This is a genomic window from Bartonella sp. CB10SXKL, assembly GCF_042195515.1.
Taxonomy (GTDB): Bacteria; Pseudomonadota; Alphaproteobacteria; order Rhizobiales; family Rhizobiaceae; genus Bartonella.
In genome coordinates, this window is record NZ_JBHION010000007.1 from 87,858 (window position 1) to 103,704 (window position 15,847).

Below are 15,847 nucleotides of genomic sequence, written 5' to 3' on the forward strand. Positions count from 1 at the left end.
CTGTTTTGGGCTTATGGTATTGTTATATTGCGTAAATCATGCGCTTTTTACTATCCTTAAGGAAATATTATTTTTTGTTTGATTGTGAATTATTTGCATATGCAGAGTGCTTATGAAGATATGATACTCTTTAGTTTATATGCTTGATGTTGTTTCGGAAAATGATGTTATTGACTATTGCATGCGAGGTTGGTGTATCAGTTAAAATACTTTTTAGGAATGATCTTAAGTGTTAAGGGGGAGTACAATATTAAGAGTTCCTCAATAGTATAATGATAGCGGCTTGCACTTTTATTAAGTGTAAAGAGAGTGATGCCCATGTTTATACTTTACGGGGCTTTTACGTTATGTCATTCACGGGTGCCGTTGTGAAATGGAGTTGGGTGCATTGAGAAATGTTTCTCAAAAAAGTGTGCGAATTCATAATATAATGGTATTTTCTATTTTTCATGAAAGGATTTGTTTTGCATGAGGGGGTACTATTAAGAACGCATTAAACAAAATCATGAGTGTAATCTTTATTATTGATAAAATTTCTTGAAAGATAATCACTTTTCTTCGACGTTGAGTGGGAATGGGAATATTAAAATAAATCAAACGTTTTTTATCTTCAGTGAATTAAATTCAGCAAAAGAAGTATTTATTACATAATAATATGAAGCTATTTGTTTTTATAAGCGGCGTGTGCAGGAAGGAACATTGCTTCTTTAAAGTGTTTGAAGGGATAAAAAACTGTGAGCTTTAAACTTCTATCGGAAAGAATATAAAAAAGCCCAGAATACTGGGCTTTGCTTTTTTGTTGAAACCCTTGTTTGTTAACATTAAAGGTTAATGAATATCGTCTCCTTGTAAATACCCTTTTTTGCGAGCATCTGGCATTAAGAGAACAGCAATGAATGCAATAATCATCATGCCGGTTATATAAAAATAGAAGACAGATTCATATCCAAGATCTTTTAATCCAAGCGCGACATATTCAGCAGAACCGCCAAACAGTGCGTTGGCAATAGCATAAGAGAGCCCAACTCCTATTGCTCGTACTGAAGCGGGAAACATTTCTGATTTTACAATGCCAGAGATAGATGTATAAAAGCTCATAATGCAGAGCATTCCAGTAATGACTGATAAAGCAATCCATGTACTATCAGTATTACCAATCATATTAAGTCCAGGAATGGTAAAGATAATAGATAAGACACTCCAAATAAGGAGAGAAGTTCTTGTTCCAATTTTATCTGCGAGAGAACCAAAGAGGGGTTGGAGTAACATGAAAACAAAGAGTGCAGCAGTCATTATAGTTGTGGCTGTATGTTTATCAAAGCCGGTGGTTGTGATCAGATATTTCTGCATGTAAGTCGTATAGGTGTAAAATGTGAGCGATCCTCCAGCGGTAAAGCCGATAACTAGAAAAAAAGCTTTTCGGTGGTTGCTCAGAAGTCCCCTAATACTACCAGCTTGTGCACTAGAACGACTTTCTTTGGTCGTTGTCTCATGGAGTGTGCGGCGTAGATAAATCGCAACAATTGCGCCGCATCCACCAATAGCAAATGGAATACGCCAGCCCCACGCTTTTAGCTGATCTTCGGTGAGATAAAGCGCTAAAATGAATATAACGAGACTGGCTAGAAGTTGACCACCAATCAGTGTGGTATATTGGAAAGAGCTAAAAAATCCACGGCGATTTTTGAGGGCGATTTCGCTCATATAAGTTGCTGTTGTACCATATTCACCACCGACAGAAAGCCCCTGAAGCATTCTGAGTAAAAGTAAAAGAATTCCTGCTGCCATTCCAATGGTTTCATAGGTAGGAAGTAGGGCAATTAAGAACGAACCACCACACATCATAAAAACAGAGATAAGCATTGAGCGTTTGCGTCCGTAACGATCGGCAATGAAGCCAAAAAGCCATCCGCCGATTGGGCGCATAAGAAAACCAATAGCAAAAACACCCGCCGCTTTTAAAAGTTGCGTAACGTCATTGCCATCTGAGGGAAAGAATTGTGATGCAAAGTAAATGGATGTAAAGGAATAAACATAAAAGTCATACCATTCTACTAGATTACCTGATGCACTGGACACGATAGCCCAGATACGTTTTCTTGTATCATGTGGTTTTAAAGCTTCTTGTTTTTCCATAGTCGATCCCTTTATTTGATGTTTATCCATCTTTGTTCATTTATGTCATTTTCTTAGAAGCTGTCTATAGTATTTTATCTTTTGCATCAAAAATTTAGTCAGATCATGATAATTTCTTGTGTAAGATGTTTTTGGAAAAAGATTTGAATTATGTTTGTACGGATTTTACAGTTTTTATTTTCTATAATGAGAAGAATCGGACATAATAGCCCTATGAAGTCATATCTTGCTCTTTTATCTCATGTTTTAAATCAGGGTATTGATCGGACAGATCGAACGGGTGTTGGCACGCGATCTATCTTTGGGTATCAGATGCGCTTTGATTTACAAGCAGGATTTCCGTTGTTGACAACAAAGAAGCTACACTTACGTTCAATTATTTATGAGCTTTTGTGGTTTCTTAAAGGCGATACAAATATCGCTTGGTTGAAAGAGCATGGTGTGTCGATTTGGGACGAATGGGCTGATGAAAAGGGAAATCTTGGTCCTGTTTATGGTTATCAGTGGCGTTCTTGGCCTGCTCCTGATGGACGCCATATTGATCAAATTAACAATCTTTTAACGATGATTAAGGAAACGCCAGATTCTCGTCGCTTGATTGTATCAGCTTGGAATCCTGCATTAATAGAGGAAATGGCGTTACCTCCGTGTCATTGTCTTTTTCAATTTTACATTGCGGAGGGTAAATTATCTTGTCAACTTTATCAGCGTTCGGCGGATATTTTCTTAGGTATTCCATTCAATATTGCATCCTACGCATTGCTAACGATGATGATTGCGCAAGTAAGCGGTCTTAAAGTAGGCGATTTTATTCATACTCTGGGAGATGCTCATCTTTATTCTAATCATTTTGAACAGGCAAAATATCAATTGTCTCGTATACCAAATGCTTTGCCATGTATGCGCATAAATCCAGCGGTAACAGATCTTTTTTCTTTTCAATTTGAGGATTTTGAGTTGCTTAATTATGAAGCACAACCTCATATTAAAGCGCCGGTAGCAATATGACGATTTCCATTTGTTTAATTGCTGCTGTTGCAGAAAATGGTGTTATCGGTCGTGAAGGTGCAATGCCGTGGCATTTATCGACGGATTTGCAACGCTTTAAAGCTTTGACGTTGCGTAAGCCCATTATTATGGGAAGAAAAACTTGGGATTCTATCGGGAGACCTTTATCAGGGCGTACAAATATCGTCATTACGCGTGATTGTACCTTTTGTGCTGAGGGGGCTGTTGTTGCTCACTCTTTATCGCAAGCTTGTTCTCTTGCAACAAGCGTTGCTTCTCAAAATGATGTAGAGGAAATTTTTATTATTGGTGGTGGTGCAATTTTTCAACAAGGGTTGCATATGGCTGATAAAATATTTCTTACAGAAGTTTTAGCTTCTATAGAAGGTGATAGTTTTTTTCCTGTTTTTGATAAAGAAAAGTGGACTATTGTGCAAACACAAGATATTCCAAAAGGGGATAAAGATAGTCATCCGACACGTTTTGTTGTTTATGAGCGGAAATAATTTTTTGTAATATGAAGTGGAAGGGGTTATCAGTTGTATTGTAATGAGGTAAGAGACACCCTATAAGATCAAGCAAATGGTTGGTGTTCGAGTAGTGGTAATCAGTTAAAGAGGTGATAATGCCCTGGACAAATCAAAATGGTGGTGGCCCGTGGAGTGGCGATAAAAACAGTGGTGACAAAAAAACACCAGCTAAGAATCTCTTTGGTTCTGGTGGCGGTAATGGTGGCGAAAATGGTCCTAATCTTAATGATATTTTGCGCAAAGGGCAGGATCAGTTTAAACAATTCGGGAGAAGCAGTTTTTCTGTTTTATTCCTTCTGCTTATTGTGTTTTTTTGGCTATACCAGTCAATTTATATTGTTCAGCAAAATGAACAAGCGGTAGAGTTGCGCTTTGGCATCCCTAAAGAAGGTATTATTGGTGATGGGTTGCATTTTCATTTTTGGCCAATTGAGACCTATATGAAAGTACCTTTAACGGAAAAAACAATTGCGATTGGTGGGAAGCCTGGTCAGGCGCAACAAAGTGATGGCTTAATGCTTTCAAGTGATCAGAATATCGTTAATGTTAACTTTTCCGTTTACTATCGGATTTCATACCCTAGTCAGTTTTTATTCAATGTGAATGATCAAGAGGGAACAGTCCGCCAAGTTGCTGAGAGTGCAATGCGTGAGGTCATTGGTTCGCGGCCGGTTGATGATGTTTTACGTGACAAGAAAGAGGAAGTTGCTAATGACGTCAGAAAGATTATTCAGTTGACTGTAGATAAATATCAACTTGGTGTTGAAATAAGTCGTGTGTCTATCAGTGAAGCTGCTCCTCCGACAAAGGTTGCTGCTGCGTTTAATTCTGTTCAGCAGGCGGAGCAGGAACGTGGAAGAATGATTGAAGAGGGGAATCGTGTGCGTTTTACGAAAATTGGTTTAGCAAATGGTGAAGCTTCACGCACACGGGAAATCGCAAAAGGTGAAAAGGCACAAATGGTTGAAGAGGCAACAGGGCGTGCTGAACGTTTTCAGGCGATAGCTCGTGAGGCTGCGATTTCACCAGAAGCTGCTCGCTATCGTCTCTATATGGAGACGATGGGGCGGATTCTTTCTTCACCAAATAAGCTGGTTCTTGATCAGGCAAATTCTCCAGCGGTGCCTTATTTACCTTTGAACGAATTGTTGCGTAGCAAGTCATCGGAAAAAGTAAAGGCAACATCAGCGCGTCCTGCGTTACTCTTAGATTCTCGTATTTCTGGAGGAGATTAATTATGCAGCAATCTCGCTTTTTGTTTGTTTTTAGTGCTATAGTGTTTGTTTTGATGATTTTGTGGATGTCCGTATTTATCGTCTATCCTCGTCAACAAGTAGCAATTAAGCGTTTTGGACAAATTGTTCAGGTAGAATCTAATCCTGGAATCTATTTCAAGGCGCCCTTTATCGATAAGATGATCATTGTTGATAATCGGTTATTGCGTTACGATGTTCCTACACAATCTGTACAGGTTCGTGGTGGTGCGTATTATGAGGTGGATGCGTTCTTTATTTACCGTATTACAGATCCTAAGTTGTTTTTACAGCGCATTGCTTCTGGGCGTCCACAAATTGCGGCACGTGAAAACCTTGCACCACGGTTTATTGACGCTTTGCGTGCTGTTTATGGTAAGCGAGAATTTAAAGCAGCCTTATCGGATGAACGAGGCGCGATGATGGCTGAAGTACAGAAGCAGTTTTCTGTAGATGCAGGTTCGTTGGGTATTACCATTGTTGATGTGCGTATTCGTAAAACCGATTTGACTGATGCTGTTTCAGAAGATGTCTATCGGCAAATGGCAGCTGAACGTGAAGCTGCTGCGGAAAATATCCGTGCTCGTGGTCAACAAGAGCGAGATCGTATTGTAGCAGAAGCTAATCGTGAATATGAAGAAATTGTAGCAGCGGCAAAGCGTGATGCTGAAATTACTCGTGGTGAAGGTCAGGCTGAAAGTATTCGTCTTTTATTGAATGCGAGGGAGGCTAATCCGTCTTTTTACGATTTTTGGTTGGCGATGGAACAATACAAGAATTTAGAGAAAACACCGATGGTGATTTCTCCAAATGAGGATTTCTTTTTCTATTTTCGTAATCCGCCGCAGGCAAATAAAGCATTCTTACCGACAATGAATACTGGCATTAGTAAAACTGATCCAAAATCGGGAGAGAATAGATAAAATAATGGATTGCAGATACGAGATTTTGCATGAAAAGAATGATCTGTGACCATTTTCTTTTATGGTAAAAGTGGTAGAGAGTATCGAGCCGTGCTGGTTTTATGTAGATAAATTTAGTGGGGCTCTTTGCATCTTTGATTAAAGGCATGTCATGGATAGAAGTGTCGTGAGTAAAAATACGTTTTTAAAGTTTTTTATCACAAGAGTTGTTTTTTGTGTGACTTTGTTTCTATCAGGGTCAGGTTTGTCTTGGGGAGCAGAGACAAGCGAGGCATTGCTTTCTATTCCTGATTTAGCTTCTGAGCTTTTGGAAACAGTTGTGAATATTTCCACGGCACAGACTGTTGAAGGAACAGAACAGGATGAAAATACCTCGGTACCCGTTATCCCAAAAGATTCATTGCTGGAGGAATATTTTAGTGATTTTTTTACACCCAAGGATGCTCAAAAAGATAGTCAATTTCAAAAGGTGCGTTCTTTAGGGTCTGGTTTTGTGATTGATGCGCAAAAGGGGATTATTGTTACAAATTATCATGTTATTGTTGATGCTGATGATATTGAAGTTAATTTTACGGATGGTACAAAACTAAAGGCAAAGCTTCTTGGAAAGGATAGCAAAACTGATTTGGCGTTGCTTCAAGTCGATGCAGGAAGTAAAAAATTAAAAGCTGTGCGTTTTGGTGACTCAGAAAAAGCACGTATTGGTGACTGGGTTATGGCTATTGGTAATCCTTATGGTTTTGGTGGAAGTGTGACGGTTGGTATTATTTCTGCGCGTAACCGTGATCTTAATGCTGGTCCCTATGATAATTTTATTCAAACAGATGCAGCAATTAATCGGGGCAATTCTGGTGGTCCGTTATTTGATAGAAATGGTGAAGTCATTGGCATTAATACAGCAATTGTTTCACCTTCGGGAGGATCTATCGGTATTGGATTTGCTATTCCATCGGATATGGCACTTTCTGTTATTAATCAATTGCGTGATTTTGGAGAAATAAGACGTGGTTGGTTGGCTATTCGTATTCAGCCGGTAACAGAGGATATTGCAAAAAGTTTAAAATTGGACAATGCTGTGGGAGCATTGGTGGCTGGTAAAATAGAACAGACGGAAGAAAATAATGTAGATAATAGCCAGTTACAAACTGGAGATGTTATTCTTTCTTTTGGTAATTCCAAAATTAAGCATGCACGTGATTTGCCGCGTTTAGTTGCAGAAAGTTCAGAAGGAAAGGTGGTGGATGTTACTGTTTTACGGAATGGGCAAGAAGAAACAGTAAAAGTTAAGCTTGGACGTTTGATTGAAACAGATCCAAATGAAGATACAGAAGAAGAAGTTGATGATAAAAAAAATCAAGATCTGTCGAAAAACGTGACAATGCAATTTATGGGAATGACGTTATCTGAACTGACGGAGGATTTGCGTCATCGTTATTCAATTTCAGATAAACTTCGAGGACTAGTGGTGACATCTGTTGCACAAAATAGTGCAGCGGATAAAAAGCGTATTCGCGTTGGTGAAGTGATTGTTGATATCAATCAGAGTTCTATCACAACAATTGATGAGGCTAAAAAACGTATTCATAAATTACGTGAAGCTGGACGAAAAAATGCTCTATTTATTGTAGCGCGTCCAGATGGAGAGTTACGGTTCGTAACGCTCCTAATGGATTGATCCTTAAAAATTATTTTTTGTTTTTTATCAGCCTTAGTATATGGGATATTTTGCAAGCTAGGCATGTGATGTCCAATATTTCTCAAATTCATTTCACGATAGAGAGCATGGGGTGTGCAATATAAAATTCATTGGGCAGCTCTATTTTTGCGTTAAATAAAAGTACAAGTTGCTACCATCATAGATTTGCTAGATTTCCAACCTTGCAACAGCTTAGGCTTTAAAATAGTGCATAAGAGATCTATGTTTTGTATTTAAGTCAATTATTATTATAAATAATGTTGTATCTAGTGAGAATTTTAGCACTTTGTGATTGTATTTTGTGTGCTATAGAGAACGTTTTTTCACTTCAGTTTGAAAAAAGCTCTCTCAGAGAAAAATCATATTAGACTAAATTAGTTATATATATATATTTACACCTTTCTTGGTGATGGATGAAAAAATAGTTATAAAAAAAGAGCGTGAAGAAGACAATTTCTGAATCTCCTATTATAAATCAGAGTAGCATGCTGTTTTTATAGGAAAAAATAAAGCTGTTTGATTGTATAGGTTAAGCTCAGTATTATTTTCATAAATGATGACAAAGAGTATGTTTTTAATGGCCTAAACGGACAAAATTATTATAGCTGTGGTTTGTTATTGAATTATGATAGCAAAAAATGCTTGGAAATTCCTTTGGTGTTGTTCTTAAGTCTATTTTTTCTTTTTTATAAGTTTCATAGGATTTTCTTTGTATTGAAGAGAATTTGTGTTCGTATTTTTGTTTGAAGTATTTACTCTATGATAATGGAGAGAAGATAGTGGCTTTGGGGGTGTCTGTATGTTGCAATAAGTTATTGATTGGGAGAAATTGCTATTCATGGCACAAAGAACAATTACATTGATAGCAGGGCCAACGGCAAGTGGGAAGTCAGAACTTGCCTTGCAAATGGCTCAAGAAAAGAATGCTCTCATTATTAATACTGATTCAATGCAGGTTTATGATGTTTTAAATATTTTAACGGCACGGCCGGGGGAGGCTGACACCGCGATTGTTCCCCATTATCTTTATGGTCATGTGAGTCCTACTTTGAACTATTCAGTAGGGCAATGGTTGTGTGATGTCGAGGAGCTATTGGCTACTTTTTCTTTAAGATCAGTTATTTTTGTTGGTGGAACAGGACTTTATTTTCGTGCTCTTTTAGAGGGGATTTCGGAAGTCCCTCATGTTCCAGATGTTGTGCGGCAGAAGTGGCGTTTGCTGCTTGATAAAGAGGGACCTGAAAGTCTTTATCGCCAGTTGTTGCAGATTGATGCTGTTGTTGCTGAAAAAATTTCTTCGCATGATAGACAGCGTATTGTCCGTGCTTTGGAAGTTTATGATGCAACCGGTAAGACGCTCAGTTGGTGGCAGAAACAAAAAACAACACCTCTCATTGCGCCGAATTTGACCGAAAAAATTCTTCTCATGCCACCACGTCCTTTGCTTTATGAACGTATTCATAAACGCTTGGATTCTATGATTGAAAGAGGAGCTTTAGAAGAAGTGGTGGCTATGAAAAAACTTAAACTTTCCCCTTCATTACCAGCAATGAAGGCTATTGGTATACCTGAGTTTATGGCTTATTTGGATGGATATAGAAGCTTTGAGAGTGCTCTTGAAGCGGTGAAAATACAAACGAGGAGATATGCAAAAAGACAAATGACATGGTTTCGTAATCAATTTGATGAAGAATGGATGCTTACTTTTTGATAAAAGAGCTGGAGCCTTGCAAAGAAACTTTCGAAAGATAAAAGATAATTCGTAAAAAAGAAATTTTTTAGAAAATATAATTTTTTATTGACGAATGGTATCAATGGAATTAGAAATCTGTCTACAAGGAATTTTTTATATATTTTATACGTTGGAATAATGGGGGGTAATCATACAGTATGTGTTGTGTAATGGGCTCCTTTGGGGGCTTTTTTTATGGGCTCCGTTAGGGGCTTTTTTATTGTCCTATAAAGTAGGTGAGTGGGAAAAATGAGAAATGATCAAAGAAAGCAAGAGAGTGCAGATGGAAAAATAATGTCGGGCGCTGAAATAGTGGTTCAGGCTCTTATAGATCAAGGCGTTGAACATATTTTTGGTTATCCTGGTGGGGCTGTTTTGCCTATTTTTGATGTTCTTTATCACCAAGATACACTCCAGCATATTTTGGTGCGCCATGAACAAGCTGCAGGGCATGCGGCTGAAGGCTATGCACGCAGCACAGGGAAGGTAGGGGTTATGCTTGTGACTTCTGGTCCAGGGGCAACGAATGCTGTGACACCTTTGCAAGATGCTCTTATGGATTCGATACCTCTTATTTGTTTTTCTGGGCAGGTGTCAACAACGGTGATTGGAACAAATGCTTTTCAAGAGGCTGATACAGTTGGAATTACAAAGCCTTGTACGAAGCGTAATTGGCTGGTTAAAAATGTCAATGATCTTGCGGCTATTATTCATGAAGCTTTTTCTCTTGCTCAATCAGGTCGTCCTGGGCCGGTTTTGATTGATATTCCTAAGGATGTTCAATTTGCTTCAGGACTTTATAGAGCACCTCAAGTTCAGGAGTCTTTACATTCTTTTCCCTCGTTGAAAGGGAATACTAAGGCTATTGAATCTGCCGTTTCTCTTTTAGTTGAGGCAAAACGCCCTATTATTTATTCTGGTGGTGGTGTTATTTCATCGGGGATGAAAGCTATACAGCTTTTACGTAATTTGGTTCAATTGGGGGATTTTCCGATTACTTCAACATTAATGGGACTTGGTGCTTATCCTGCTTCCGGTAAAAATTGGCTTGGAATGCTTGGAATGCATGGAACCTATGAGGCTAATATGGCCATGCATGATTGTGATGTCATGTTAGCTGTTGGAGCACGATTTGATGATCGTATCACGGGGCGCCTTGATGCATTTGCACCTCATGCGCGTATTATTCATATTGATATTGATCCTTCTTCCATCAATAAAATTGTAAAAGCAGAAGTTCCAATTATTGGTGATGTGGCTTGTGTTTTAGGAGATATGACGCAACTCTTAAAAATACAGCAACCAGCGTTTAACAGTGAAGTCCGTGAGGCGTGGTGGACGCAAATTAACCGTTGGAAAGCTCGTAATTCATTGGCATATGCGGAGAAAAAAGATGTCATTATGCCGCAATATGCTCTTGAACGACTTTATGCTCTTACCAAAGATGCGAATGCTTATATTACAACGGATGTCGGACAGCATCAGATGTGGGCAGCACAGTATTATCATTTTGATGAACCAAAACATTGGATGACTTCTGGTGGTCTTGGAACGATGGGGTATGGTCTTCCGGCGGCTATCGGTGTTCAAATAGCACATCCTGATGCGCTTGTTGTGTGTATTTCTGGTGATGCCTCCATTCAGATGAATATTCAAGAGCTTGCAACAGCTATTCAGCATGACACACCTGTAAAAATTTTCATTTTAAATAATCAGTATATGGGGATGGTTCGCCAGTGGCAGCAATTGCTGCATGGTAATCGTCTTTCTCATTCTTATACGGAATCTATGCCTGACTTTGTGAAATTGGCACAAGCTTATGGAGCCGTGGGAATTCATTGTTCAAAACCCGATGAACTTGATGATAAAATTCAGCAGATGATTGACTGTGATAAGCCTGTTCTTTTTGATTGTCGTGTTTATCATTTAGAAAACTGTTTTCCTATGATCCCATCGGGATGTGCTCATAATGAGATGTTATTACCCGATGAGGCAAGCGAAGAAGCTATTGCAAATGCTATTTCTTCCGAGGGAAAGATTCTTGTATAAAATTAATATGTTAACAAAATGGTGAAGGATAGTGATGATGAAGTCTTTGGAGTCCTCATCTCTGTCTCTTCTTTGTGGAGAGTTCCTATTATCCTTAGAGATCATTTTATGATTTTCATTCTTTGTTTAAAGACATGGGGTGTATTATTATTTGTTCATCTAAAAAATGTTATAAGTCGTGTGCACAATTATGTTTGAATTTATTTGTACGCGATGTTTGTTTTTTTAATTCATATGTTCACATTAATAGCTATTTCGTTGCATTTTTTAGATAATACATTGAATTATCTGTTATAAATTAATTATGTTGTCTCATATATGAAAGATTCCATCGTGCAAGAAAAAAATCCACTGTGCTTGAAGGGGGCAACCATGCAAACCGTCATACTTGTGAAAACAATAGAAAAGTTTGTCACTATGTTTTGGTTTCGCATTATGAAATTACTCCAAATCGCTTTTTCAAGGGCTTGATAGGGGAATCCCCCTAGCGGCTTGAAGGAAGGGCAAAAATAACAAAGATCAAATGCAGCCATAGAAAATCAATTGGCCACCATAGCTTATAATTAGGTAGTAACCTCACCTGATTATGCGGGAGAAACCTATACATATGAGATGTATCATCAATATATAAACCAGAATAATACTCAACATTATATCATTATCAGGACATTAACATTGAAAATCAAATACTCTTTCTTTTATTTGTTCTATATATCTATGATTCCATAAATCTGCAGAGACCAACACTCTTTGAATCCACCGCATTGGATTTTCATAACTATCAAATGATCCAAAAAACTTATCTCTAGAGTGTAGAGCCATTCTATTATCAATGTATAATAATCTTCCTTAGTGGTACATCAATTCCAAAAGATACAGCCTTAATAGCTTCATAAAAATGATCTAAAGCTTCCTTGGCTTTTTTGACTGTGGTTCTAACATGCCAGGATAAAAAACAGCGCTGATATCAGGGAATTCACTGTCCCTGTGAACTAGGGGCACTTTACTTGTAGAGGTTACCCCATTTTTTCTCCATCTATAGGGAACATTAATTATATATAAATTATCCCTTAAGCTCCTCAAATCCTCCTCACTTAAAAATTTTAAAGCTAGACGTGCATCAGACTATTCTCGTTAACGGGCCATCAACGCCATTGCGAACACCAGATAAAAGTATCCCCTTTAAGAGATAAATTTAAACCCGTTATAAATTTTAGTGCAGCATTTTCTGTATGAAAATCTAACTCAACTTCAGATCCTAATTCTGTATAATCTTTTTTATTATCCTCTAAAGGAAGCAGGTTATTTACTATATGTTCGCCTTCAAACTTAATTGAATAAGGCTCTCCGATCACTAAAGAAAACATCATAATTAAATTTTCGCTAATATAGCCACTTTTACAAGACGCATCTAAATTATAAGGATTAGGTGACGTATTAATTTGTCTATCAACAGGAAGGTTTTCAAAGATTAAATATGGTCTAGGGGTAATAGACCCCTTTTTGTTCATAAGAATTGTCAATATTCTATGTGGTAGCAGCGAAAATGCTATTTTTTAACTCAACCGAATATTCAATACTACCGTATGGATACTCAATAATAATTAAGTCAATAAGTTATATTAATAGTGAGAGTTTTATTCGTTATTGATTCTATTACGTTTTTTTGCCTCTATTCCTCATCTTTTTGAAGTTTTTTATAGCTTCAAGAGTGAGTTTTTTACGGTCTGCGCTCTTTGTGTAAAGAGATGCCATGGCGTCATCTGTCCAGCCAATATGTGTCGTGCAAATTTGATAGGCTAGCGATATAAGATAAATTTTACAAACATTGGCTCAGCCGGCATTAAGCGCTCGTCATAAAAGACGCTATATTTTGGCAAGCTTTTTCAAAATAATTCTCAAAGCTTTCTTCAGTCACATAGCCCAGATGCGGTGTGCAAAGAACTCTATCTGATTGCAATAATTTGCTCTCATATACTGGCTCGCTGTCATAAACATCCAGTGCAAAGTAAGTTGAATTTTCCAAACTTAGTATTTTTTCTATCGCCCCTTTTTCAACCAAAGCTGAACGCGCTGTGTTGACAAAAATAGCATGAGGTTTCATGCTCAATAGATCATCTAATTTTATGATTTCTCTGGTTTTATCGCTTAAACGTAAATGGACGGATATAATGTCAGGACGTGTAAAAAATTCATCTTTTGAATGCGTAAAATGATAACCTAAATTTTTTGCTTCTTGCGTTGAACGCTCGCTCCCATAAACCAAAATGGACATGCCAAAAGCTTGAGCATATTGAGCAACCATTTTACCAATACGGCCAAACCCGAATATTCCAAGAGTAGCCCCTTTCATTTGGTTGCCAAATGTTGTTTGCCATCGTCCTTTTTTCATATCAGATACAGATTTACAGAGTTTTCTACGCGCAGACATAATTAAGAGCCACGCAAATTCAGCAGCAGAAGTTGGATCTCCACCACCGTCTAATATTTCAATTCCTAAGTCTCTACAAGTTTCTATATCAATATGTGAACCTATAGGGCCTGTTTGGCAGATTAATTTTAAATTTGGCAGTTTCAGGAGAAGATTTCTATCAACTATAGTCCGCTCTCTGATTAAGATAAGAATATCTATCTCTTTGAGCTTATCTTCTAAATCACATTCTTTAGCTAAATTATTTATAACCAGCACTTCATGCAATTTCATTAATTTTGTAATAGACTGTAATGTTAGGGTGGCTTTTTGATAGTCATCTGGAATTAATATTTTCAATTTAAACCTTCCGTTTCATTCATCAATATTTGAGCTCATTATTTCATTTCTAAAACAACCAAAAAGTAATCCATCGCTGATATTTTGATATAACGCCAAGCCTATTAACAAATTATACCTCTTGATTTATTGTTATTTCTAGCAACGGTAACAAATAATAATTAAATCAAAAAGTTATATTTGTAGTAAGGGATTAGGTGCTTATTGATTCTATTATGTTTTTTTATCTCTATCCCTAACTTTTTTGGAGCTTTTGTATCGATTCAAGGGAGAGTTTTTTGCGATCTGCGCTCTTGGTATAAAGAGATGCCATACTGTCATTTGTCCAGCCAAAGAGTGCTTTGAGTTGTGATACTGTTGCACCAGAGTTAGCTGCGCGTGTTGCTGCTAATTTTCTTAAGCCATGCGCTGATTTTTTGATACCTGCTTGGGTACAAGCATTATAAAATGTAATTCCGAAGCTTTTTTTGGGTATTTTTTTCCCGCGTTTACCACAAATGAATGTTTCTTCTCCAATAGGACCAACTTCAAGCGTTTTGGCTAATTCTGGCAAAATTGGGAGAAAGACATCTGTTTTAAATTGGCTCTTTTCTGTTTTGATGTGAATGATATTATCTTTGACGTCTTTCCAGCCAATGCGGACCGCATCACCACGACGCAGACCCGTATATAAAAGAACATCAATCCAAACGCGTTCATGGGTACCATGTGACCAGCGTTGGTAATATTTTTCAACATCTTCTTCTGTCCAAACGGGAAAGCCCTCTTTATTTTTAAGAGGAGGTCTTGTGATACCTAAAGTAGGGTTGCTTTCCAAAAGTCCTTGTTCAATTGCCCATTTAAAAAGCCCATTTAGGGATTGTAGAAAGTCTCTAGCCATTGCTGGTGTTTCTTTGCGCCGTTCAACACCGGCTATGATATGTTTCTTTTCGATTGCTTGGTATGAAATGTGACCTATAGTATCGCACACTTTCATAAGAGTGTATTCTCTTTGTTTCTTTGTGGCTTTAGCGAGGTTATGCCAATTGGAGCTATTAAAATACTGTTTAAGGAGCCATGCGAATGAACCTTCGACTAGCTTACCAGTTTTTGATTTAGGAAGTATAAGCCCTTGTAACTCGGCAAGTGCGCTTTTGTAGTTATCAACAAACTCTTGCGTTCCATAGGTGCCGCGTATTCTAATACGTGGTCCATGACCAATACGTACATACCATATAATTTTACCATGACGTGTGACTTCTTTGACAAGATGAGGAGGACGTGGTTTTGGCATGGTATTTTACATCTTAGAGAGTGCGGTTTCGTAATATTCATTCTTTGACAAATCTAAAAGTTTGTCTGGGTGGTTAACTGAATTTGGTAGTGGAATATCGGATTTAAGATAGATAAGCAGTTCACCGGTAGGTTTGATTTCTACGAGTTCACAACCTTGTTTTTTAGCTTCTCTTAAAGCGCGTGCAATGGCTGGTTGCGTTATAGCAGCTGGACGAGGCGCCATATCTTTTCTCCTTACATTGAGATGCAATTCACGTGTGGCGTGAATCACGCATTACTTGAAAGTGTTAAGAAGGGTGGGGGTGCTAGGAGGCATTTGTGAAGAGAAACACCTCCATATGTAAAAAATCTGTAAGTTTATTTTTTAGATGTGCTTAATTTCATATTTCCAATCAGGCAATTGAGTAAGAGCTAATGCGAGTTGTCCTCTATGACACATGCATACATTGGCTTCAAAACAGGTGATTGCAACGCG

The 15,847-nt window shown here is 37.8% G+C and carries 12 protein-coding genes and 1 pseudogene; 7 read left to right on the top strand and 6 right to left on the bottom strand.

Features of this window, described 5'->3' with window-relative positions:
• Positions 1-828: 828 nt before the first annotated feature.
• Complete coding sequence (locus ACFIK3_RS05275) at positions 829-2,136, bottom strand: MFS family transporter (RefSeq protein ID WP_375676349.1); 1,308 nt, start codon at positions 2,134-2,136, stop codon at positions 829-831.
• A gap of 213 nt (positions 2,137-2,349) precedes the next feature.
• Here ACFIK3_RS05275 and ACFIK3_RS05280 point away from each other — a divergent pair, with 213 nt between their 5' ends.
• The 7 genes from ACFIK3_RS05280 (at position 2,350) to ACFIK3_RS05310 (ending at position 11,327) form a co-directional block, all read left to right on the top strand.
• Positions 2,350-3,144 carry a thymidylate synthase gene (locus ACFIK3_RS05280; RefSeq protein ID WP_273790824.1) on the top strand — a complete coding sequence of 265 codons (795 nt, stop codon included), beginning with the start codon at positions 2,350-2,352 and terminating at the stop codon, positions 3,142-3,144.
• Positions 3,141-3,650, top strand: coding sequence for a dihydrofolate reductase (locus ACFIK3_RS05285; RefSeq protein WP_273790757.1), 510 nt, complete (start codon positions 3,141-3,143; stop codon positions 3,648-3,650). Before ACFIK3_RS05280 ends, ACFIK3_RS05285 begins: the two co-directional genes overlap by 4 nt.
• 119 nt (positions 3,651-3,769) lie before the next feature.
• Entirely contained in the window at positions 3,770-4,909 is a 1,140-nt protein-coding gene (gene hflK / locus ACFIK3_RS05290; RefSeq protein WP_273790756.1) for an FtsH protease activity modulator HflK, read from the top strand.
• 2 nt (positions 4,910-4,911) lie between these two features.
• Positions 4,912-5,850 carry a protease modulator HflC gene (gene hflC / locus ACFIK3_RS05295; RefSeq protein WP_273790755.1) on the top strand — a complete coding sequence of 313 codons (939 nt, stop codon included), beginning with the start codon at positions 4,912-4,914 and terminating at the stop codon, positions 5,848-5,850.
• A gap of 151 nt (positions 5,851-6,001) precedes the next feature.
• Positions 6,002-7,525: a Do family serine endopeptidase gene (locus ACFIK3_RS05300; protein ID WP_273790754.1), complete on the top strand. Its 1,524-nt coding sequence runs from the start codon at positions 6,002-6,004 to the stop codon at positions 7,523-7,525.
• A gap of 859 nt (positions 7,526-8,384) precedes the next feature.
• The gene (miaA, locus tag ACFIK3_RS05305) at positions 8,385-9,257 is read left to right on the top strand and encodes a tRNA (adenosine(37)-N6)-dimethylallyltransferase MiaA (RefSeq protein WP_273790753.1); all 873 of its coding nucleotides are present in this window, start codon (positions 8,385-8,387) and stop codon (positions 9,255-9,257) included.
• 270 nt (positions 9,258-9,527) lie between these two features.
• Positions 9,528-11,327: an acetolactate synthase 3 large subunit gene (locus tag ACFIK3_RS05310; protein WP_375662978.1), complete on the top strand. Its 1,800-nt coding sequence runs from the start codon at positions 9,528-9,530 to the stop codon at positions 11,325-11,327.
• A 1,145-nt stretch (positions 11,328-12,472) separates the two neighbouring features.
• Here the strand turns inward: ACFIK3_RS05310 and ACFIK3_RS05315 are convergent.
• The 5 genes and pseudogenes from ACFIK3_RS05315 to ACFIK3_RS05335 all read right to left on the bottom strand — a co-directional run bounded on the left by ACFIK3_RS05315 (position 12,473) and on the right by ACFIK3_RS05335 (position 15,595).
• Positions 12,473-12,838, bottom strand: coding sequence for a hypothetical protein (locus ACFIK3_RS05315; RefSeq protein WP_375631161.1), 366 nt, complete (start codon positions 12,836-12,838; stop codon positions 12,473-12,475).
• A 145-nt stretch (positions 12,839-12,983) separates the two neighbouring features.
• A pseudogene (locus ACFIK3_RS05320) lies at positions 12,984-13,100 on the bottom strand (site-specific integrase); the annotation flags it as partial.
• 70 nt (positions 13,101-13,170) lie between these two features.
• Positions 13,171-14,097 carry a D-2-hydroxyacid dehydrogenase family protein gene (locus ACFIK3_RS05325; protein ID WP_375676350.1) on the bottom strand — a complete coding sequence of 309 codons (927 nt, stop codon included), beginning with the start codon at positions 14,095-14,097 and terminating at the stop codon, positions 13,171-13,173.
• Between the two features lie 235 nt (positions 14,098-14,332).
• Complete coding sequence (locus tag ACFIK3_RS05330) at positions 14,333-15,370, bottom strand: tyrosine-type recombinase/integrase (RefSeq protein ID WP_375631159.1); 1,038 nt, start codon at positions 15,368-15,370, stop codon at positions 14,333-14,335.
• A gap of 6 nt (positions 15,371-15,376) precedes the next feature.
• Entirely contained in the window at positions 15,377-15,595 is a 219-nt protein-coding gene (locus ACFIK3_RS05335) for a hypothetical protein (protein ID WP_273791657.1), read from the bottom strand.
• Positions 15,596-15,847: the final 252 nt, after the last annotated feature.